Source organism: Thioalkalivibrio sp. ALE28 (assembly GCF_000377425.1).
Lineage (GTDB): Bacteria > Pseudomonadota > Gammaproteobacteria > Ectothiorhodospirales > Ectothiorhodospiraceae > Thioalkalivibrio.
On sequence record NZ_KB898112.1, the window covers coordinates 1 to 21,142 of the forward strand.

A 21,142-nucleotide genomic window follows, 5' to 3' on the forward strand; every position below is an offset into this window, starting at 1 on the left:
CAGGGCACGCCGCGTCCCATCCATCACAGCGATCGCGGCGTGCAGTACGTATCGGTGCGTTACACCGACCGCCTCGGAGAAGCCGGGCTCCAGCCCTCGGTGGGCCGGGTCGGTGACTCCTACGACAACGCCCTGGCGGAGACCATCAACGGGCTGTACAAGACCGAGGTCCGGGCCTACTGGGGACGTCTTAACGATCGACGCGACGTCGAGTGGGCTACGCTCCAGTGGGTCGACTGGTTCAACCGGCGACGCCTGTTGGAATCCAACGGGTATCGACCGCCGGCAATCATCGAAGCGCAGTACCATCAACCACTTCAGGGGTCCGTTCGTGCAGCGTGACCCAAACCAACGGGTCTCCGGGAAACCCGGGGCGGTTCACAGCGCCGGGCAGTATGCGGACAGAAGCCACCGTAAACACCCGATGCTGAACCAGGCCTAGCCACAACAGGGCAGGCGGCCGAGCGAAGGCACCAGAAGGCCGGAGCAGCTCCGCCGCCGGACGACGGAATCAGGCGTTGGCGCGCCAGCGGCAGGTGCCGCCGGCTGCCTCGTCGAGGGTCTGCAGGAGCGCCTCGTGCGCCGCCTGCTCCTCCGGCGTCGGCTCGATCACCGGAAGCGGCTTGCCCGAACGCCGCGCCTGGACGGGCCCGGCCGCGGCGTCGCCGTCACCCCCGGCATCCAGCGTCAGCGCCACCTGCCCCCCGGTCATCGCCAGGTAGACATCCGCCAGCAACTCGGCATCGAGCAGCGCCCCGTGCAGCGTACGCCCGGAACCGTCCACCTCGTAGCGCTTGCACAGCGCATCCAGCGAGTTGCGCGCCCCGGGGTGCATGCGCCGCGCCATCACCAGCGAATCCAGCACGGTGCAGACCTCGGCCACCTCGGTCGCCGGCGCCGCATCACCCAGCAGACGCAGTTCATGGTTGATGAAGCCGACATCGAACGGCGCGTTGTGGATGATCAGTTCCGCACCACGGATGAAATCGACGAACGCACCGGCCACGTCTGCAAAGCGTGGCTTGTCGGCGAGGAATTCGTTGGTGATCCCGTGGACCTCGACAGCGCCGGCGTCGATCTCGCGGTCCGGCTGCAGGTACTCGTGGAGCTTGCGCCCGGTCGGACGGCGGTTGTCCAGCTCCAGACAACCGATCTCGATGATGCGGTGGCCGTCGGCAGGCTCCAGGCCGGTGGTCTCGGTATCCAGCACGATCTGGCGCATCGCGTTACCCCTCAGTTCTCGATCGGTTCACCGGCCAGCAGGGCGTCGATGCCCGCATTGGCCAGTTCATCGGCACGTTCGTTCTCCGGATGGCCGCTGTGGCCGCGCACCCAGTACCACTCGATATCGTGACGCTGGGCCTGCGCGTCCAGCGCCTCCCACAGGTCGCGGTTCTTGACCGGGGATCCGCTGGCGGACTTCCAGTTGCGCCGTTTCCAGCCGGGCAGCCACTCGGTCACGCCCTGCTTCACATACTTGGAATCCGTGACCAATTCCACCTTGCAGGAGCGTTTCAGGGCCTCCAGCGCGCGGATGGCGGCGGTCAGTTCCATGCGGTTGTTGGTGGTCTCCGCCTCGGCGCCGTAGAGCTCGCGCTCGCGCCCGCCGAAGCGCAGGATCGCGCCCCAGCCGCCGGGACCGGGATTGCCGCGGCAAGCCCCGTCGGTATAGATGTACACGCGTTCGTCAGCCATGCGTTCGGCGGGCTCCGGAATGATCGGTGCGCGAGGATACCAGCCCCGGCCGCATCGCGGGGTTGGGCATCGCAAAGCGGAACCGCTGTGCCGGGCGCAGCGGCATATCCACGCGTTTGTGGGCGACGGTCAGGATCATGCTGGCCAGCGGTGGCAGGCCGCGCAGGGTCCAGGCGTCCATGGTCGCCAGGCGCTTTTGCCAGGCGGCGGGCAGCCCCGGCGGGAGCAGGCTCAGGCTCCACTGGTCAAGGACCTCCAGATCCGCCGCCTCCAGCAGCTCGCGATACTGGCGCCGGCGCAGTCCCTCGGGCACCGGTGAGGCGCGCACGCCGTTGCGCCCAACGTGCTGCAGGCGGTTGCCCTCCAGCAGAAACACGCGCCCCTCGGGTTCCAGCACGCGGGCCGCCTCGGCCACCACCGCCTCCGGATGGTCGCTCTGCGCGCAGGGATGGGCCAGCACGATGCGCCGGGCGCAGTCGGACTCCAGCGGCCAGGCCTCCGGGTCCATGCGCAACACCGGATGCGTCGAGGCAATGCGGACCAGCGGCGCCTGCAGGGCGTCGCTGTCTTCCAGGATCGGCACCGGGGCCAGCTCCACGGCCAGGTCGCCGGGGCCCGGGTCACCGTAGCGACGAATGCGTTCCAGAAAGCGCTCGCGGACCCTGCGCCCCTGGGGCTGGGCGTACCAGTGCGCCAACCAGTTCAGGAACGGGTCTTGGTGATCCCCCATCTCTGGTTTATCCTCCAGCGCCATGAAACTACGCCTCCACTCGCGGCTGACCACCGCCATGACCCTGGGCCTGACGGCACTCTTCGCCTCTGCCTGTAGCCTACACGACTCCGAGCGCACGCTGGATACCTCGGCGGCGGATCAGCCCATCGTGGAACCGCGCACCACCGAGGATGTGCAGGCCGCGATGGAACGCCAGAGCCGCGACGCCGCACAGCGCGCCGCCGAGACGGATGACCTGTGGGAGCGCGCGCGCCTGGGCTTCGGCTTCAACGATGCGCTGGACCACGAACGCGTGGAGCGCTACATCCAGCACTACCGCGACCACCCGCGGATCATCGAACACAGCACTCGGCGGGCGGAGCCCTTCGCCTACTTCATCCTGTCGGAGATCGAGGCGCGCGACATGCCTGCCGAGCTCCTGCTGTTACCGATCGTCGAGAGCGGCTTCGTCGCCCAGGCGACCTCGCGCAGCCGCGCGGCCGGGATCTGGCAGTTCATGCCGGCCACCGGCGACTACTTCGATCTCGCGCGCGACCACTGGTACGACGGGCGCCGCGATGTCTACAAGTCCACGCTGGCCGCGCTGGACTACCTCCAGGCCCTGCACCGCCGGTTCGACGACTGGTACCTGGCGCTGGCCGCCTACAACTACGGCCAGGGCAACATCCAGCGCGCGATCGACCGCAACGCCGCACGCGGCGAGCCCACCGACTACTGGAGCCTGGACCTGCCCGCCGAGCCCACCGCGTACATCCCGCGGCTGCTGGCCCTGCGCCACCTGTTCCTGGACCCGGACAGCCACGACATCGCCATCACGCCCATTGCCAACGAGCCGGCCCTGGAGATGATCGAACCCGGCCGCCAGGCGGACTTCTCGCTGATCGCGGAACTCGCCGATCTGGACACCGAGACCCTGAAGCAGCTCAACCCGGGCTATCACCGGCACGCCACCCATCCCGGCGGCGCGCAGCACCTGTTCGTCCCGCGCGAGGCCCTTCCGGTCCTCGAGACCGCGCTGGAGACACGCGATGACGAACCTCTGATCCGGTTCCGGGAGTACACCGTGCGCATGGGCGACAACCTGGGCCGGATTGCCGAACGCACCGGCACCCGGGTGGCGGTGCTGCGCGACATGAACAACCTGAACGGCGACCTGATCCGCGCCGGGCAGACGCTGCGCCTGCCAGCCAGCGCCTCCGGCGAGGACACCCCGGTACAAGTCGCCGGCGACAACGGCCAGCCCGCCGAGGATTACGAGGTCCAGCCGGGTGACAGCCTGTGGCATATCAGCCAGCGCACCGGCATGTCCATCGGGGCGCTGCGCGCCGCCAACGGTCTGGAGCCAGACGCGATCCTGCGCCCGGGCGACACGCTGAAGGTCGTGCGCGCCGATCCCGAGCGTGGCCCCGATGGCCGGCGCGTCGAGTACGAGGTCCGCCCCGGCGACTCCCTGTCGACCATCGCCCGTCGCCACCAGGTCAGCATCGGGGATCTGCGCCGCTGGAACGGGCTGAACGGCGACGGCATCCGCGCCGGCGAGACCCTGACCCTGTACCTGGCCAGCGCCGACCGGGAGACCCTGGCCCAGGGCGACGCCTGAAACAAGGCGCCCCACGAAAAAGCCCCGGGCAGGACCCGGGGCTTTTTCGTGGGGAAGCGGGCGGCGCCTGCCGCCCGCGCGACACCGGAGATCAGGCGGCCCGGCGATCGCCCTCGCCGCTGGCATCCACTCGGTCCCAGGCCTGCATGCCACCCACCACGTTGTACACCAGGTGGTAACCCAGGCGCTGGAGGATGGATCCCGCCACGGTGGAGCGGTAGCCACTGCCGCAGACCACCGCCACCGGCTCGGCCTTGTCGATCCCGGGGATGCCGATGCGGGTATCGGCCACCGGCTGATTGACCGCGGCCTCTGCATGGCCGGCCTCGAACTCGGAGACGGCCCGAACATCGACCAGGCGCAGGCGCCCGTCGGCGATCGCGGTCCGCGCCGCCGGGGCATCCAGCTGGGCAAGCGTGGCCAGGGGCAGCCCGGCACTGGCGTATGCCGCCATGCCGCCGCGGACAAAGCCCTCGATATAGTCACGGCCGGTGCGTACCAGCTGGCGCACGGCCTGCTCGATCACCGCGGGATCCCCGTTCCGGTCCACCAGCACGATCGGGGTATCGTCCGGCGTGACCCAGCCGGCCCAGTTGGCGAAACCACCGTCGATGCCGATGCCCAGGGCCCCGGGGATATGACCGCCGCCAAAGGCCAGCGGATCGCGCAGGTCGATCACCGTCACCTCGCCGGCGGCGGCACGGCTCGAAACCGCGTCCGGGTCCAGGGCCGTCATGCCAGGCAGCGGGATCACCGCCTTCGGCCCCTCGGAGTTGATCCGCTTGTTGCGCGGATAGAAATCGGGGATCGGCGGCAGCCCGTTCAACAGCTGGTGCACAAAGGCGTCCTCGTCCAGCGACGGGTCCAGGTACGGGTTGGTCCGACGCTCGTAGCCGAGCGTGGAGACCGGCCGACCGGCCATCCCGGCGCCACAGGCCGAGCCCGCACCGTGGCCCGGATGCACCTCGACCCCGTCAGGCAGATCCGCCAGCTTCTCGCGCACGCTGTGGAACATCTGCCGCGCCAGCGCCTGCTTGGCCTCCTCGCCGAGCAGGTCCGGCCGACCCAGGGAGCCTACGAACAGGAAGTCGCCGGTGATGATGGCGATCGGATCCTTACTGGAGCGGGCCCCGTCATAGACCACGAACATCAGGTGTTCCGGGGTGTGCCCCGGTACATGGCGGGTCTCGATGCGCACATTGCCGAGCTGGATCGCATCCCCCTCGACCAGGTCCTCGTGCGGGAACTGCACCTGGAAATACTCACCCGCATCGTGCCCGGACAGCAGCAGACGGGCGCCGGTCTTGTCCGCGAGTTCGCGGGCGCCGGAGGCGAAATCGGCGTGGATGTGGGTATCCATCACGCGGGTGATGCGATAGCCGTTGCGTTCGGCATAATCCAGGTACACGTCGACGTCGCGCTGCGGATCGATCACGGCGATCTCGCCGCTGCCCTGGCAGCCGACCACGAAGGAATGCTGGGACAGACCGGGATCGACAAAGCGTTCAAATATCATGCGGAACTCCTCGCGTTGGCTTTTGCATGAATGTCCGACTATTTTGGTCAGGTATTAGCGCAAAAGTTCCTGGCCACGCGACCCCGCACACCGGGAGCGCCCTCGATCCGCCGGCTATATCCACCACGAAGCTCACGAAGGCACGAAGGAGGTCAAGGTCAAAAGCGTATTAACCACAGAGGACACGGAGTTCACGGAGAAAATCGAAAGATCTTCAGCCGATTAGATGGGAGCCGGTGTGTTCAACCCCGCTCGGGTGAGCGGCGAAGCCCCTGAGTCATGCTTGACCAGAATGGCCCCTTCTCTGTGTCCTCCGTGCCCTCCGTGGTGCAATCGCCCTTGACCTTCTTCGTGCCTTCGTGAGCTTCGTGGTGACTCTTGCTGATCGACAGAAGAGGAAGCGCTTGGCGATGGCGATCGGTGCCGAGGGCCGCGACTGGGTTACGCGGGGGTATCGGATTCCCGAGGTTCCAGGCGGGTCGCCTCCGGGTCCAGGCCCGCGGCGCGGAAGAGCTGTTCGAAGCGGCGTTGCGGCAGGTGCAGGCGGAGCTGGATCGATCCGTCCGGCGTGGTCTGTTCGGCCTCCACGGCCTTTTCCTCGTAGAGCTGGGCACGCAGCCGACCGGCCGCGGCCGGCAACTCGAACCAGCCCTGGGTCATGGACTCGGTGAAGGTCTCGGCCAGGCGCTGTTCCAGGCGCGCCACGCCCTCGCCGGTACGGGCCGACAGCCAGAAGGCGTCATCCGCCAGGCCGAAGCGCTCGTCCGGATCCTCGGCCGGGTTCTCCAGCTGGTCGATCTTGTTGTAGACCCGCCAGCAGGGCACGTCCTCGGCACCGATCTCCGCGAGGACCTCCTCGACCTGGCGGATGCGCGCATCGCGCTCCGGGTCGGCGGCGTCGATCACGTGCAGCAGCAGGGCCGCCTCGCGGGTCTCGGTCAGGGTCGCCTTGAAGGCAGCGACCAGCTCGTGCGGCAGGTCGCGCACGAAGCCCACGGTGTCGGCCAGGATCAGTGACTGGTGCGGCGCCAGGTCCAGGCGCCGCAGGGTCGGGTCCAGGGTCGCGAACAGCTGGTCCGCCTGATAGACGTCGGAATGCGTCAGGCGATTGAACAGGGTGGACTTGCCGGCGTTGGTGTAGCCCACCAGCGAGACCGTGGGGATCTCGTTGCGCAGGCGCGCCTGACGGCCCTGTTCGCGGGTGCGCTCCACTTTCTCCAGGCGCCGCTCGATATGCTTGATGCGCCCGGCCAGCAGACGCCGGTCAGTCTCCAGCTGGGTCTCCCCCGGGCCACGCAGGCCGATCCCGCCCTTTTGCCGCTCCAGGTGGGTCCAGCCGCGCACCAGGCGCGTGGACATGTGGCGCAGCTGCGCCAGCTCCACCTGGAGCTTGCCCTCGTGGGAACGGGCGCGCTGGGCGAAGATGTCGAGGATCAGCCCCGAGCGGTCCAGCACCCGGCACTTCAGGTGGGCCTCGAGGTTGCGTTCCTGGCTGGGCGACAGGGCGTGGTTGAAGATCACCACGTCGGCGCCGGTGGCCTCCACCGCCTCGCGGATCTCGTCGGCCTTGCCGGCCCCGACAAACAGTTTCGGGTGCGGCCGGTCGCGGGACCCCCGCACCACCGCCTGGATCTCGGCCCCGGCGGAACGCACGAGCTCGTCGAACTCCTGGACCTGGGCCTCGATATCGGGGTTGTCCCCGATGTTCAGCGCGACCAGGACGGCCGCGTTGCCAACGGCGGCCTCGCCACCGCTCTCCGGACGCTCAAACAAGCCGGGGACCCGTCCTCATCAGGACTCGGCCTCCGCGGAGGCGGCCGCCTCGCCCTCGAGATTCATGTTCACCTGCCGGGCCGGGACGATCGTGGAGATGGCGTGCTTGTACACCATCTGCGAGACCGTACTGCGCAGCAACACCACGAACTGGTCGAAGGATTCGATCTGCCCCTGAAGCTTGATCCCGTTCACCAGGTAGATGGAGACCGGGATGCGGTCCCGGCGCAGCGCATTCAGGAAGGGTTCCTGCAACATTTGCCCTTTGGCCATCGGTGCGTTCCTTGATCGTTATTATTGGTTCGCGAGCCGTGCGAACGACTCTTTGCCGGCCCGCCGGTCGGCTTACCTGAAGCGTAGCATACCGGCTGCGGGTCGCCGTTCAACGCCCGGTCCGGCGTTATCCGGACGTCACCGCCGTCGCCGGCGCAGTACGAGCCGCGTCGATCGCCTCCAGGGCCTGCGACAGATCCGCGTGCTCCGCGTTCAGCCGCGCATGCAGCGGAAAGCGCCGCAAGCCAGTGAGCTGGCGCTTGGCCAGTTGCCGGGTCGCGGCGATGGCGCGTTCGCGAAAGGTCGCAAAGTCGTACTCCCCCGCCAGCCACTGCCAGCCCTGGCGATAGCCCACGGCCCGCTGCGACGGGTGCTCTGCGGTCAGTCCGGGCCGCCGGGTCAGGGCCATCAGCTCGTCGACGAATCCCGCCTGCAGCATCGCGTCGAAGCGCTGGGCGATCCGCGCCCGCAGGCGCTCCCGGTCCTCCGGCCACAGCGCCAGCGAAACCCAGCCGGACGGGACCTGCGCCGCCGCCCCCTGCTGGAAGCTCGACAGCGCACACCCGGTCGCCGCGTAGACCTCCAGCGCGCGCAGGATGCGTTGCGGATCGTTCGGGTGGATGCGCGCGGCGGCGGCCGGGTCCACGACCTTCAGCTCGGCGTGCAGGGCCGCGGCACCCTCGTGTTCCAGACGCGCTCGCACCGAGGTGCGCACCATCTCCGGCACCGGCGGGATCGCATCGAAGCCGTCCAGCAACGCGCGCAGGTAGAGCAGCGTCCCGCCCGCCAGCAGGGCGATCCGGCCGCGCGCATGGATCGCATCGATCGCGGCGCGGGCATCGCGGGCGAAATCGGAGGCGTTGTAGGTGTCCTCCGGGTCGCGGATATCCAGCAAGTGGTGCGGAGCCCGGGTCCGCTCGGCCGCATCGGGCTTCGCCGTGCCGATATCCATGCCGCGGTAGACCAGCGCGGAATCCACGCTGACGATCTCCGCGTCCAGGGCCTCGGCCAGCGCCAGCGACAGCGCGGTCTTGCCGCTCGCGGTGGGGCCGGCCAGCAGCACGACTGGCGGCCGCCCCCCCTCCAGTCCGGCCATCAGCGCCCTCTCAGGAACAGCCGGTCCAGTGCCGGATGATCCAGTTCCACCCAGGTCGGGCGACCGTGATTGCACTGGCCGGAACGCTCGGTGGCCTCCATGTCGCGCAGCAGCTGGTTCATCTCGGGCAGGGTCAGGCGCCGTCCCGAGCGCACGGAACCGTGGCAGGCAATGGTGCCCAGCACCGCGTTCATCGCGCCCTCGGCCCGATGGCTGTAGCCCACCGCGGCCAGGTCGGCCAGCACGTCGCGCACCAGCTGGGCCGTATCCTGCCCGCGCAGCAGGGCCGGCGCCGCACGCAGGGTCAGGGCCTCCGGGCCGGCCCGATCCAGCTCGAAGCCGAGCCCGGCCAGGAGGTCGGCGCGTTCCTCGGCCAGTTCCGCCTCGGCCGGGGTGACCTCCAGGGTCTCCGGTACCAGCAGCGGCTGCGAGGTCACTCGCGCCCCCTCCCACTCGCGCTTGAGGCGCTCGTAGGTGATGCGCTCGTGGGCCGCGTGCATGTCCACCACGATCAGGCCACGGGCGTTCTCGGCCAGGATGAAGGTCTCGGCCACCTGGCCCAGTGCGAACCCGAGCGGCGGCATGGAGTCGGCATCCGGGTCCGTCGCGGATGCCGTCGGCGCGGCGGCCGACGGCTGTTCGTAGGCGGCTGGTCGGGCCTCGGCCACCGCCGACGCCCCGCGGAACTCGGCCCAGGCCGCACCGAAGCCCGGATCGCGCCCGGATGGCTCCGGTCGCGGTTCGCGGGGCGGCGCGTACCCGCCATACCCGCCACCGGCGCCCGGCACGCCGAGCCCGGACAACGGGCGGTCCGTCGGTACCGGGCGGGACGCCTCCTGGCCTGCGAAGGCCGGCGCACCACGCGACTCGGGCACCGCGGCGGCATGCCCGGCATCCCCCGGGCGCAAGGCCGCCAGCGCCTTGTGCAGGCTGTGGAAGATGAAGTCGTGGACCATGCGCGATTCGCGAAAACGCACCTCCTGCTTGGTCGGGTGCGCGTTCACGTCCACCTGGGTCGGATCCAGCTCCAGATCCAGCACGAACATGGGATGGCGCCCATGGTAGAGCACGTCCTGGTAGGCCTTGCGCACGGCCGCGGCCAGCACGCGATCACGGATCGCACGGCCGTTGACGAAGAAGAACTGCTGGTCGGGCTGGGCCCGTGACTGGGTCGGCGAGCCGAGCCAGCCGGACAGCGCCAGGCCGGCGCGCTGCTCGTCCACCGGCGTCGCGTGCTCCAGGAAGGCATCGCCCAGCAGGGCGCGCACCCGTTCGGCGGGCTCTTCGGTGGCCGGGAGATCCAGGGTCACGCGATCATTGTGGCGCAAGGTGAAGGCCACCTCGGGGCAGGCGACGGCCTGGGTGCGAATCACGTTCTCGCAGTGGTTGTATTCGGTGCGTTCGGTGCGCACGAATTTGCGCCGCGCCGGGACGTTGAAGAACAGGTCGCGTACCTCTACCGTCGTGCCCACCGGGTGCGCCGCCGGTGCGGCCTCGCGAAAGACGTCGGAGCCGTCCCCGGTCAGGCGCCAGCCATTGCGCTCGCCGTCGACCATGGAGGTCAGCGATAGCCTGGACACGGAGGCAATGGACGGCAGGGCCTCGCCGCGGAACCCCAGGGTGTGCAGGGCCTCGAGGTCGTCCATGCAGGCGATCTTGCTGGTGGCGTGGCGCGACAGGGCCAGCGGCATCTCGTCGCGATAGACCCCGCTGCCGTTGTCGCTGATCTGGATCAGCCGGACACCACCCTGCTCCAGGCGCACGTCCACCCGCGTCGCGCCGGCGTCCAGGGCGTTCTCGAGCAGTTCCTTGACGACCGAGGCCGGGCGCTCGATCACCTCGCCGGCCGCGATCTGGTTGATCAGTTGTTCGGAGAGCTTTGCGATCGCCACGGGCGACACCTGGGGACACGAAACCGGGTGCCTAGCCTAACCGGGGCGGCGCCGGAGTGCCTAGCCGACGACCAGCCGCTACCCGCAAGACGTGACAGGTTGCCCGGGGAAGGGGCTTACGAATCGCGCGGGATCTGCAGGATCTGCCCGGCGTAGATGCGGTCGTCGCGCACATTGTTGGCGGAGCGCAGGTCCGCCAGCGACAGGCTGTAGCGATCGGCGATCCCGGAGAGGGTCTCGCCGGGGCGGATGATGTGCTGGTCCGGCTGGCCGTCGGCGATCAGGGTACCGGGACGGGCATGGGTGGAGAAATACGAACGCAGGCCGGTCAGCAGGGCATCCGCCAGCGAATTCTGGAAGCTGGCGCTGCGCAGCTTGCGCTCTTCGGAGGGGTTGGAGATGAATGCCGCCTCGACCAGGATCGACGGCACGTCCGGCGAACGCAGCACGGCAAAGTTGGCGCGTTCCACTTCCGGCTTGCGCACCTTGCCCACGCGGTGGAGCTCGGAAATCATGCGTTCCGCCAGGGTGTTGCTGGCCTCCAGGCTGCCGCTCTGGGCCAGATCCAGCAGGACATTGGCCAGGGAATCGTCCTTGCCGTTGATCGGCACCCCGCCCAGGCTCAAGTCCGCCTGGTTCTCGCGCTGGGCGAGGAAGCGCGCGGCCTCGCTGGAGGCCCCGCGCTCGGACAGCATGTACACCGAGGAACCCTGCACGCTGCGATTGGCAATGGCATCGGCGTGGATGGAGACGAAGACGTCCGCGTCCGCCTTGCGCGCCCGCTCGATGCGTTCGCGCAGGGGCAGGAAGTAGTCACCGCTGCGGATCATCACCGCCTGCATGCCGCGCTCGTTGTCCACGCGCTCGGCCAGGCGCTTGGAGATCTGCAGCACCACATCCTTCTCGCGGGTGCCGGCCGGGCCGATCGCGCCCGGGTCGTGCCCGCCATGGCCGGCGTCGATCGCCACCACGACATCGCGCAGGTTCTCCTGTGAGCGCCCGCGGCGGGAGGACCCGTTGTTCTCGGCCGCACGCGGGGCCGCGGGGGCATCCCCGGCCGTCAGGTCCAGCACCAGGCGGTGCGGGGCCCCCTGCGCCGGCATCAGCACGAAGCTGCGCGGCTCCACCGGCTTGCGCAGGTCGAAGACCACGCGCAGGTCGGAGCCGTTGCGCGCGGCATGGCGTACCGCCTTGATCGCCGAGCGCGGGTTGTCGCTGACCGCCAGATCCTCCACCGCCCGCGCGTTTTCGAGGTCCACCACCAGGCGGTCGGGGGACTGCAGGCGGAACATGGAGTACTCGGCCTCGCCATCCATGTCGAACACCAGGCGCGTGGTGTCGCCATCCACCGACATGCGGACCCGCTGCACGCCGGTACGGGCCAGGGCGGGCAACGGCATCCCGACCAGCCCCAGGGCAGTCATGGCGCGCAGCAGCTGGCGGCGGCGCAGATCCGGCAATGTTGGTTGGCCCACAGCGATTCCCTTTGTAATCAGGGGTTCTGACTACATTGTGGACGCTTTTTCTGGAAAAGCAATAGCGATTTTCGTTCTTTATGAGCGAGATATCGCTCGTTTTGCGCGTGGAGGGCCAACTCTGGAGCCCGCTCCCCCTGGGTGCGATCTCTCAACAGGCGGTTTACGAGGCAACGCCCTGGTCGCGCAGGGCCTGGCGATAGGCCTCGGCGAACGGGCCCTCCAGGCGGAGTTCGCGCCCTTCCTCCCCGGCCGCGCGGTGCGCCAGACGCACGACCAGATCCGGCGCCGGCAGCCAGCCGGCACCGCGTTCCGGCCACTCGACCAGCCACAGGCCCTCGCCCCCGAAGGCCTCGCGCACGCCCAGGTATTCCAGTTCCTCGGGGTCGCCCAGGCGGTAGAGATCGAAGTGCAGGACCTCGCGATCCGCCAGCCGGTACGGCTCCACCAGGGTGTAGGTGGGGCTGCGCACGGCACCCGCATGCCCCAGCCGGTGCAGCAGTCCGCGTACCCAGGTGGTCTTGCCCGCGCCAAGATCCCCCTCGAGAAACACGATGTTCGGTTGATCCAGCGCCGCCAGGGCCGCCCCGGCCGCCTCGGTGGCCTCCAGGTGCGGCAGTACCAGCGGGTCGGATGCCGCGTTCATTGCCCACCCCCGGCAGCGGCCGGCAGGGCATCGGCCAGGTCCCCGGCCAGCATGCCGCGGGCCCCGCCCAGACGATCGCGCGCCACCCGGGCGGCGGCACAGTGCCAGGCCGCCCCGGTCTCGGCCGCGCCGCGCGCATCCGCGCCCTGCGCCCGCAGCGCCGCGATGATACCGGTCAGGACATCGCCACTGCCGGCGGTGGCCATGCCCGGATGCCCCCCGGTCACGCAGGCCAGCGGCCCGGCATCCGACGCGGCCGCCACCAGCGTGCCGGCCCCTTTCAGCAGCACCACGCCGCCCAGGCGTTCGGCCAGGGCCCGGACCTGCCCCGGCCGATCGGCCTCGATCGCCGCGCGGTCCGCCCCCTGCAGGCGGGCCGCCTCGCCCGGGTGCGGCGTCAGCACCCAGTCCGCGGCCCGACGCGGCGCCTCGGCCAGGAGATTCAGGGCATCGGCATCCACCACCCGGGGCATCTCGGCATCGGCCACGGCCAGCCACAGGCCCCGGCCCCAGGCGTCCAGCCCAAGCCCCGGACCCACGGCGACCACATCGACCCGGCGCATCAGCGCCTGCAGTTCGCCCGCATCGCGGACGCCCTGCACCATCAGTTCGGGGCGCTCCAGATTGGCCCAGGCCGCGTGTTCCGGGTGGGTGGCCAGGGTCACCCGCCCGGCGCCGGCGCGCAGCGCCGCGGTCGCGGTCAGCCGGGCCGCGCCGGAATAACCCGGCGCGCCGCCCACGACCAGCACATGCCCGCAATCCCCCTTGTGCGCCCCCGGGCGTCGGGGTGGCAGCCCCCGGGACCAGTCCGAGGGGCCGACACGGCGCGCCACCGGGGCCACGCCGTCGAAGATCGCGGGGGGCAGGTCCAGCGGCGCGACCTCCACAGCGCCGACCACGTCCACCGCGGGGCCCGTATGCAGCCCCAGCTTGTCCGCGATCATGGTGAGGGTGCGCTCGGCCCGCACCGCGCGTCCCAGCACCCGGCCGCTGTCGATGTCCACGCCCGAGGGCACATCGGCCGCCAGGATCGGGGCGCCGCTCGTGTTCAGCCGCTCGATCAGCTCGCCGTAGGCATCCGTCAGCGGGCGCTCCAGGCCGATCCCGAACAGGCAGTCCACCCAGACCTCCGCGGCCGCCGGGTCGAACGATTCCAGCGTGTGGACTTCGCCCCCGCCATCACGCCAGCGGGCGTGGGCACGGCGGCCATCGGAATCGGGGCGGGCCCGCGACGGCCCGCCATGGACCCGGATCTCCAGCCCCGCCTCGGCCGCCAGCCGGGCCAGGACGTAGCCATCGCCCCCGTTGTTGCCGGGCCCGCAGACAATGCCAACACGTCGGGCCTGCGGCCAGTGACGGCGCAGGGTGTCCAACAGGGCCCGGCCGGCCCGTTCCATCAGTTCGCCCGGCGCCACCCCCGGCTGGGCCAGCCCGGCAGCGTCCAGGGCGCGCATGCCCGCGTTGTCGAACAGTGCGCTGGTCAATGCTTGTGGGTCGGGTTCATGATTCACGCCATTACCTCCGTCGCGGAAGCCAAATCGTGCCTCAGCGCCTCGATCCACGCCAATGCACCGAACTGGCCGAACGTATCCGTACGTGGGGCGGCGAGTTGGGCTTTCAGGCCGTGCGCATCGCCCCCGCCGAGGTCCCAGCGGAGGATCGCCGGCACCTGGATGAATGGCTCGCGCAGGGTTCGCATGGCGAGATGGAGTGGATGGCCGAGCGGGCGGCCCTGCGCCACGCCCCGGATGCCCTGGTCCCGGGCGTACAGCGCATCATCAGTGTCCGCATGGACTACTTCCCGCCGGCCAGCCGACGTCCGGCCATCCAGCTGGCCGGGCAGGACCGCGCCTATATCTCCCGCTACGCCCTGGGACGCGACTATCACAAGCTGCTGCGCAAGCGCCTGACCACTCTCGCACACCGCATCGAGGCCGAGGTGGGCCCGTTTGGCTATCGCGCCTTCACCGACAGTGCCCCGATCCTCGAGAAGGCCCTGGCCGCCCGGGCCGGGCTCGGCTGGATCGGCAAGAACACCAATCTGCTCGCGCGCGAGAGCGGTTCCTGGTTCTTTCTCGGGGAGCTGTTCACCGACCTGCCGCTGCCGGTGGACGAGCCGGCGGGCGAGCACTGCGGCCAGTGCACCGCCTGCCTGGAGGTCTGTCCCACGCAGGCCTTCCGCGGCCCGTATGACCTGGACGCCCGGCGCTGCATCTCCTACCTGACCATCGAGCTGAAGGGTTCCATCCCCGAGGATCTGCGCCCGCTGATCGGCAACCGCATCTACGGCTGCGACGACTGCCAGCTGGTCTGTCCGTGGAACCGCTTTGCCGAGGTCTCGGCGGAACCCGACTTCATCGCCCGCCACGGCCTCGACAGCGCCAGCCTGGTCGAGCTGTTCGCCTGGGACGAGGCGACCTTTCTCGCCCGCACCGAGGGCATGGCGATCCGCCGCATCGGCCATCCGCAGTGGCTGCGCAATCTCGCGGTGGCCCTGGGCAACGGCCCGGCAACCCCGGAGGCGGAGGCCGCCCTCGCCGCCCGTGCGGACCACCCGTCGGAACTCGTGCGCGAACACGTGGCCTGGGCCCGGGAACAGCTGCGCGCGCGCCGCGGCGCGGTGCCCCCGTCGCCGGAGACCCTGTCCCGGCTGACCCGCGCACCCCGGTAGCCGAGTACTCCGGTAGTCCGCTCGGCGCAGGTTGCCAGCATCGGCGCGACCGGCGACACTCGGGGGCCAAACGCAGCGTCCCCCCGGGCCCCGCCCACCACGAAAGGCTCCGTTCCTCGCCATGCCCGACCACCCGGACACCACGCGCTACCAGCGGATCTTCGAACAGGCGCCCGAGGCCCATCTGGTCCTGGACCGGCGCGGCGGGATCGTCGCGGGCAACCAGGCCGCCTGCGAGCTGCTGGGCTACACCCGGGCCGAACTGACCGGCGGCGTGCACATCACCGACCTGGACCTGCAGGCCACCCAGGACGATGTGGACGCCGCCCATTCGGACCCGGACAACCGCCTTCCCGCCCACTTCGAGAGCCGCTACCGGCGGCGCGACGGCAGCGAATTCCCGGCCGAGGTCCACATCAATGCGATCCGCACCGACGGCGAGATCGAGGTCTTCACGACCTTCCGCGACATCACCCGTGAACGTCAGTCGGAACAGAACCTCCGGCGCCTCGAGACCCAGCTCGGGGCCACCGTGCGGCATGCCCCGCTGATCCTGTTCGCGCTGGACGCCGACGGCCGATTCACCCTCTCGGAGGGGGCCGGCCTGCACGCCCTGGGCCTGAGCCCCGGCGAGGTCGTCGGTCGCGACTTCCGCGAGGTCTATGCCGATCACCCCGACACCCTCGCGGCCGCCGAGCGGGCCCTGGCGGGCGAGGCCTTCCAGTTCGAGGACTCGGTCAACGGGACCCACCTGAGCGTTTCCTGGATCCCGCTGAAAGACAGCGACGGCGTACTCGGCGTCGCCTGGGACATCACCTCGCTGCGCGCCGCCGAGGCGGCTACCGGGGCCGAGCGCGACCGCCTGCTGACCACCCTGCAGTCAATCAGCGACGGCGTCATCACCACCGATACCGCCGGACGCCTGACCTACCTCAATCCCGCGGCCCAGGTCCTTCTGGGGGTCGACGCGACCGCCGCCCAGGGCCAGCGCGTGGACGAACTCCTGGATCTCGAGGACACCCGCACCGGGGCGAGCGTGCACCACCCGGTGGAACAGTGCCTGAAGCTCGGCGCGAGTACGGAGTCGCCCGAGCGCATCCTGCACCGGGCCGACGGCGCGATCCGCGTGGTGCGCATGCTGGCGTCTCCCTTGCAGCGACCGGACCGGGCCTCCCAGGGCGTCGTGATCGTGCTCCACGACCACACCGAACTGTGGCAGATGACCCAGCAGCTCAATCACCAGGCGAGCCACGACGACCTGACCGGCCTGTGCAACCGGCGCGAATTCGAGCGACGTCTGGAGGAGGCCCTGCGCACCCTCCAGGGGGACCAGACCCCGCACGTGGTGTTCTACATGGACCTCGACCAGTTCAAGATCATCAACGACACCTGCGGGCACCAAGCCGGCGACGAGCTTCTGCGCGAGCTGTCCGAACGCCTGCTGCACCTGATCCGCGAGAACGACACCCTGGCCCGCCTCGGCGGCGACGAATTCGGCCTGCTGCTGTGTCACTGTCCGCTGGAGCGCGCGGAGGCGATCGCCCAGCGAATACTGGAGACCGTCCAGGCCCTGCGCTTCCAGTGGGAGGACCGGCGCTTCGATGTCGGGGTCAGCATCGGCCTGGTCCCGGTCGGCGGCCCGGAACAGACCCTGCCCGAGATCCTCAGCCAGGCGGATTCCGCCTGCTATGCCGCCAAGGAGAATGGCCGCAACCGGATCTACGTCTGGCAGCCCACCGACCAGGCCCTGCGCCGGCGGCGCGGGGAGATGGAATGGGTTGGCCGCATCCGCGCGGCGCTGGACGAAGGGCGCTTCGAGTTGTTCGGCCAGGCGGTGCATCCGCTGGGGCCCACCGATCCGGACCTGGCCCATGTCGAGGTGCTGATGCGCCTGCGCGACGAGGAGGACCGGTTGATCCCGCCGGGCACCTTCATCCCCGCCGCCGAGCGCTATCACCTGATGCCGGACATCGACCGCCACGTAATCGACAGCGCCTTCGCGATGCTGTCGCGGCATCGCGCGGCGCACGCTGACGGCCCCCGCTGCGACCCGACCGTCGCGATCAACCTCTCGGGCCAGTCGCTGGCCCAGGAGAGCATGCTCGAGTTCGTCACGGAGCGCCTGCAGCACTACGCGATCCCGCCACAGTGCATCATCTTCGAGATCACCGAGACCGCGGCGATCAGCCACCACGAACGGGCCCAGAGCCTGATCCGCACCCTGCGCTACATGGGCTGCCGCTTCTCCCTGGACGACTTCGGCAGCGGGCTGTCGTCCTTCGGCTACCTGAAAAACCTGCCGGTGGACTTCATCAAGATCGACGGCAGCTTCGTGCGCGACATCGCCCACAACGCGGTGGACTCGGCCATGGTCACGGCCATCCACCGTGTCGGCCACGTCCTCGGCCTGCGCACCATCGCCGAATGCGTGGAGTCCGAGGCCACCATGGAACGCCTGCGCGAGATCGGTCTGGACTTCGTGCAGGGCTTCTACCTGTCGCAACCCACGCCCCTGGAGCAGCACCTGGAACCCGCGGACAACGCCAGCCACTGACCCCTTATTTCTGAGTGTTTTCCTTGGTTTTTGCCGGCGCTTTCGCGGCCGCGGCCGCGACTTGCTAGCGTATCGACAAACCAGAAACGGAAAGCCACGCACCCATGCCGTACTCGGAAGAACGCATTACCTCCACGCACCGCTGGTCGGACAAGACCTTCAGCTTCACCACCACGCGACCGGAGGGGCTGGAGTTCAAGAACGGGCAGTTCGTGACCCTGGGCCTGCGCCCCGAGGGCAAGTTGATCCCGCGTGCCTACTCGATCGTCTCCGAGCCCGAGGCCGAGGAACTGGAGTTCCTGAGCATCCATGTGCCGGATGGCGCGCTGACCAGTCGCCTGGCCGAGGCCGGCCCGGGCGACTCGATCTGGATCAACACCAAGGTCACCGGCTCGCTCACCTTCGACTACGTGCAGCCAGGCCGCACCCTGTACATGCTGGCCACCGGCACCGGTCTGGCCCCGTTCATCTCGCTGATCCGCAGCCCGGATCTGTTCGAACACTTCGAGAACGCGGTGCTGGTGCACAGTGTGCGCACGGTGGAAGAACTGGCCTACCGCCAGGAGATCGAGTCGCGCATCAGCGACCGCCTGCGCTACGTGCCCACCGTGACTCGCGAAAACCACGACTTCGCCTGCCCGATCGCGCAGCAGCCGTACGACAACAACCAGCGCGGGGCCGACATGTTCCGCTCCGGCGAACTGAGCCGTATCCTCGACCTGCCCCCGGCCGATCCGGAGCAGGACCGCGTGATGCTGTGCGGCAACCCGGCCATGAACCGCGAGATGAGCGAATGGCTCACCGAGCACGGCTGGACCCAGACGAACTACAAGGGCGTCGGGACCTTCACCGTCGAGCAGGCCTTCGTGACCACCATGTCCGACTCGGACGACTGAGTCCGCGACGGGCGGCGCTCAGGCCCCCGCCAGCAGGATCCAGCGCGCCTCGTTGATCCGCTGCAGGGTTGCCGTGTCGCCCCCGCGATCCGGGTGGTGGCGCTGCGCCATGCGGCGGTACTGATGGCGGACCGTGTCGGCGTCCACGGGGTCGGCCAGCTCCAGCACCGCCAGCGCCTGGTCGCGCCGCTCATCCCGCCCCATGCGGGCCCAGAACTCGCCCAGCAGCGCCTCCACCGCGGCCGCATCCATCCGCTCCAGCTGGGTCAGGTCCAGATAGTAGGCCCGCAGCGGATCGCGGAGCACCGGCAGGCCCTCCGCCCTCGGTCGCGACCCGCCCCTCGCCGGTTCGATCCCGATATCCAGACAGTGGATGCGCACCCACTCGCCTTGCGGCAGCAGCCCGTCGCGCAGCCGGTACAGGCAGTGAAACAGCAGGAAGTGGGTCTGGAACAGGCTCAACGGTTCGCGCAGCCGCGCGGCGGCAAAAGGTGCCACCCCCGCGTCGCGCAACTGCGCGATCAGGGCATGCTCGGTCAGCCCGGACGGCCGCGCCCGCAGGCACTCCAGTACCGGTTCCAGCAGCGCCGCCGCCACCGGCGCCCCGGTCGTCTCATCCGCCTCGATCATGCGCCCGGAAACTCGCCGTCGACATACACCCAGCGCCCATCCTCGCGGCGAAAGCGGCTGCGTTCGTGCAGGCGCACCCCCTGGCCACGCACCCGCGAGCGGGCAACGAACTCGACCCAGCCCTCCCGGTCCTCCGGCCCCCCGGCCCCGGTCGCGCGGATCGTCAGCCCCAGCCAGCGCTGGTCCGGCTCCAGCATCAGGGATTCCGGTCGCGTCTCCGGGGCCCAGGTGGCCAGAAGATAGTCCTCGCGCCCCTCCACGAAGGCGGCATAGCGCGAACGCATCAGCGCCTCCGCCGTTGGGGCCGCGGCCGCACCGTCCAGAAACGCCCCGCAGCAGGCCGGCCGGTCCCGCCCGGACCCACAGGCGCATGTACCCCCCTTCCTGCGGCTGGCCTTGCCCAAGCGATACCCCCCTCATCGAAGTCCCCGCCAGCATGCCCGAGCCATCGCCCGGGGTCGAACCCTCACATTGGGGCTGGTCTTTCACCTGTGGAAACGTTAGGTTGCGAAAGCACCCAAGGGAACGCTGATTCATGGCCAACATCCTGATCATGGGCTGCGGCGATCTCGGCTGCGGCGTCGGAGAACAGCTCGCCGCGGCCGGCCACACGGTCTGGGGCCTGCGCCGCCAGCCGGAGCGCATCCCGGAACCGATCCAGCCGCTGGCCGGCGACTTCGCCCGCGCGGACGCGCTGCCGCCGCTGCCCCCGGCGCTGGACACCGTCTATTTCATCGCCACCCCGGGCGAGTTCACCGAGGCCGCGTACCGCCGCGCCTATATCGACGGCCTGCGCAACACCCTGACCGCGCTGGAGCAGGCCCGCCAGCAACCGCGCCGCGTCGTGTTCGTCTCCAGCACCTCGGTCTTTGGCGCCGACGACGGGCGCTGGGTGGACGAAACCACCCCGGCCGAGCCCACCCGCTTCTCCGGGCGCTGCCTGCTGGAGGCCGAGCAGTTGCTGGCCGACAGTCCGTTGGCCGGCGTGGTCGTGCGCTTTGGCGGCATCTATGGTCCGGGGCGCGAGTACCACCTGCGCAAGGTTCGCGAGGGCGTGCGTGGCCAGCACGAAGCACCGGTCTGGACCAACCGCATCCACCGTGAGGACTGCGTGGGCCTGCTGACCCACCTGTTTCATCTGGACAACCCCGAGCCGCTTTATCTGGGCGTCGATGACGAACCGGCCCTTCGCCACGAGCTGCTCGGCTGGCTGGCGCAGGCGATGGAGATCGATCCGCCCGGGCCGCCGCCGATGCCCGACGGTGCGGTCTCCGGCAAGCGCTGTCGCAACGCGCGGCTGCATGCCAGTGGCTATCGCCTGCGCTATCCCGACTACCGCACCGGCTATCGCGCCCTGCTCGACCAGATCGCCACCACCTGACCCAAGCCCTCACGCCTTGCAGGCTGATGAACCGTACCGACTTTTCCGGAGGCTCTGATCCTTGGGAGGATAGAGCGATGAGTGAGACGACACGGTATAGCCCGGAGGTCCGGGAACGGGCGGTGCGGCTGGTGTGGGAACACCAGGAGGAGTATTCGTCGCAGCATGCGGCGATCCAGTCGATTGCACCGAAGATTGGCTGCACGGGCGAGACGCTGCGGCTGTGGGTCCGCCGCGCGGAGCGCGAGCGGGACGATGCCTCGGCGTTGTCGGATAACGAACGGGCACGCCTGAAGGCGCTGGAGCGGGAG

20 protein-coding genes are annotated in these 21,142 nt (G+C 69.7%); 7 read left to right on the plus strand and 13 right to left on the minus strand.

Annotation, left to right across the window (positions count from 1 at the left end; all coding sequences use genetic code 11):
- Nucleotides 1–342: integrase core domain-containing protein (locus tag D105_RS0113420; protein ID WP_018878740.1), on the plus strand; the 342-nt coding region annotated here is incomplete at its 5' end.
- A 169-nt stretch (nt 343–511) separates the two neighbouring features.
- Here D105_RS0113420 and dnaQ read toward each other — a convergent pair.
- Genes dnaQ through D105_RS0113435 form a run of 3 tightly spaced genes read right to left on the minus strand, consistent with a single transcriptional unit; the run spans nt 512 to nt 2,449 of the window.
- Nucleotides 512–1,222: a DNA polymerase III subunit epsilon gene (gene dnaQ / locus D105_RS0113425; RefSeq protein WP_018878741.1), complete on the minus strand. Its 711-nt coding sequence runs from the start codon at nt 1,220–1,222 to the stop codon at nt 512–514.
- 11 nt (nt 1,223–1,233) lie between these two features.
- Nucleotides 1,234–1,695 carry a ribonuclease HI gene (rnhA, locus tag D105_RS0113430; protein ID WP_018867128.1) on the minus strand — a complete coding sequence of 154 codons (462 nt, stop codon included), beginning with the start codon at nt 1,693–1,695 and terminating at the stop codon, nt 1,234–1,236.
- Nucleotides 1,688–2,449: a hypothetical protein gene (locus D105_RS0113435; RefSeq protein ID WP_028485091.1), complete on the minus strand. Its 762-nt coding sequence runs from the start codon at nt 2,447–2,449 to the stop codon at nt 1,688–1,690. The genes rnhA and D105_RS0113435 overlap by 8 nt, the downstream gene beginning before the upstream one ends.
- Between D105_RS0113435 and D105_RS0113440 the strand changes: the two genes are divergently transcribed.
- Nucleotides 2,448–4,028, plus strand: a complete 1,581-nt coding sequence (locus D105_RS0113440; protein WP_026280509.1) for a LysM peptidoglycan-binding domain-containing protein — start codon at nt 2,448–2,450, stop codon at nt 4,026–4,028. The genes D105_RS0113435 and D105_RS0113440 overlap by 2 nt on opposite strands.
- 91 nt (nt 4,029–4,119) lie before the next feature.
- Here D105_RS0113440 and D105_RS0113445 read toward each other — a convergent pair whose 3' ends face one another.
- From D105_RS0113445 to D105_RS0113480, 8 genes are all read right to left on the minus strand, one after another.
- Complete coding sequence (locus tag D105_RS0113445; RefSeq protein WP_018878743.1) at nt 4,120–5,544, minus strand: rhodanese-like domain-containing protein; 1,425 nt, start codon at nt 5,542–5,544, stop codon at nt 4,120–4,122.
- Between the two features lie 441 nt (nt 5,545–5,985).
- Complete coding sequence (hflX, locus tag D105_RS0113450) at nt 5,986–7,317, minus strand: ribosome rescue GTPase HflX (RefSeq protein ID WP_018878744.1); 1,332 nt, start codon at nt 7,315–7,317, stop codon at nt 5,986–5,988.
- An 18-nt stretch (nt 7,318–7,335) separates the two neighbouring features.
- Nucleotides 7,336–7,590: an RNA chaperone Hfq gene (gene hfq, locus D105_RS0113455; protein WP_018141991.1), complete on the minus strand. Its 255-nt coding sequence runs from the start codon at nt 7,588–7,590 to the stop codon at nt 7,336–7,338.
- A 127-nt stretch (nt 7,591–7,717) separates the two neighbouring features.
- Entirely contained in the window at nt 7,718–8,686 is a 969-nt protein-coding gene (gene miaA / locus D105_RS0113460; RefSeq protein WP_018878745.1) for a tRNA (adenosine(37)-N6)-dimethylallyltransferase MiaA, read from the minus strand.
- Nucleotides 8,686–10,578, minus strand: coding sequence for a DNA mismatch repair endonuclease MutL (gene mutL, locus D105_RS0113465; RefSeq protein ID WP_018878746.1), 1,893 nt, complete (start codon nt 10,576–10,578; stop codon nt 8,686–8,688). Before mutL ends, miaA begins: the two co-directional genes overlap by 1 nt.
- A gap of 116 nt (nt 10,579–10,694) precedes the next feature.
- Nucleotides 10,695–12,002, minus strand: coding sequence for an N-acetylmuramoyl-L-alanine amidase (locus D105_RS0113470; RefSeq protein WP_051075176.1), 1,308 nt, complete (start codon nt 12,000–12,002; stop codon nt 10,695–10,697).
- Nucleotides 12,003–12,216: 214 nt separating this feature from the next.
- A complete protein-coding gene (gene tsaE / locus D105_RS0113475) occupies nt 12,217–12,699 on the minus strand; it encodes a tRNA (adenosine(37)-N6)-threonylcarbamoyltransferase complex ATPase subunit type 1 TsaE (RefSeq protein WP_018878748.1) in 483 nt (160 codons plus the stop codon).
- The gene (locus D105_RS0113480) at nt 12,696–14,183 is read right to left on the minus strand and encodes a bifunctional ADP-dependent NAD(P)H-hydrate dehydratase/NAD(P)H-hydrate epimerase (RefSeq protein WP_018878749.1); all 1,488 of its coding nucleotides are present in this window, start codon (nt 14,181–14,183) and stop codon (nt 12,696–12,698) included. The genes tsaE and D105_RS0113480 overlap by 4 nt, the downstream gene beginning before the upstream one ends.
- Before the next feature lie 56 nt (nt 14,184–14,239).
- Here D105_RS0113480 and queG point away from each other — a divergent pair, with 56 nt between their 5' ends.
- From queG to D105_RS0113495, 3 genes are all read left to right on the plus strand, one after another.
- Entirely contained in the window at nt 14,240–15,370 is a 1,131-nt protein-coding gene (gene queG / locus D105_RS0113485) for a tRNA epoxyqueuosine(34) reductase QueG (RefSeq protein ID WP_018878750.1), read from the plus strand.
- 121 nt (nt 15,371–15,491) lie between these two features.
- Nucleotides 15,492–17,924, plus strand: a complete 2,433-nt coding sequence (locus tag D105_RS0113490) for an EAL domain-containing protein (protein WP_018878751.1) — start codon at nt 15,492–15,494, stop codon at nt 17,922–17,924.
- Between the two features lie 104 nt (nt 17,925–18,028).
- Entirely contained in the window at nt 18,029–18,820 is a 792-nt protein-coding gene (locus D105_RS0113495) for a ferredoxin--NADP reductase (RefSeq protein WP_018867115.1), read from the plus strand.
- 18 nt (nt 18,821–18,838) lie between these two features.
- Here the strand turns inward: D105_RS0113495 and D105_RS0113500 are convergent, their stop codons facing one another.
- Both D105_RS0113500 and D105_RS0113505 read right to left on the minus strand, forming a co-directional pair.
- Nucleotides 18,839–19,450, minus strand: coding sequence for a DNA-J related domain-containing protein (locus D105_RS0113500; RefSeq protein WP_018867114.1), 612 nt, complete (start codon nt 19,448–19,450; stop codon nt 18,839–18,841).
- Complete coding sequence (locus D105_RS0113505) at nt 19,447–19,854, minus strand: YchJ family protein (RefSeq protein WP_369771501.1); 408 nt, start codon at nt 19,852–19,854, stop codon at nt 19,447–19,449. The genes D105_RS0113500 and D105_RS0113505 overlap by 4 nt, the downstream gene beginning before the upstream one ends.
- A gap of 131 nt (nt 19,855–19,985) precedes the next feature.
- On the opposite strand from D105_RS0113505, the gene D105_RS0113510 reads away from it, so the two are divergent.
- Together D105_RS0113510 and D105_RS0113515 are read left to right on the plus strand one after the other, a co-directional pair.
- Nucleotides 19,986–20,831 carry an SDR family oxidoreductase gene (locus tag D105_RS0113510; RefSeq protein WP_018878752.1) on the plus strand — a complete coding sequence of 282 codons (846 nt, stop codon included), beginning with the start codon at nt 19,986–19,988 and terminating at the stop codon, nt 20,829–20,831.
- A gap of 77 nt (nt 20,832–20,908) precedes the next feature.
- On the plus strand, nt 20,909–21,142 hold a 234-nt coding region (locus D105_RS0113515), incomplete at its 3' end, for a transposase (RefSeq protein ID WP_038033010.1).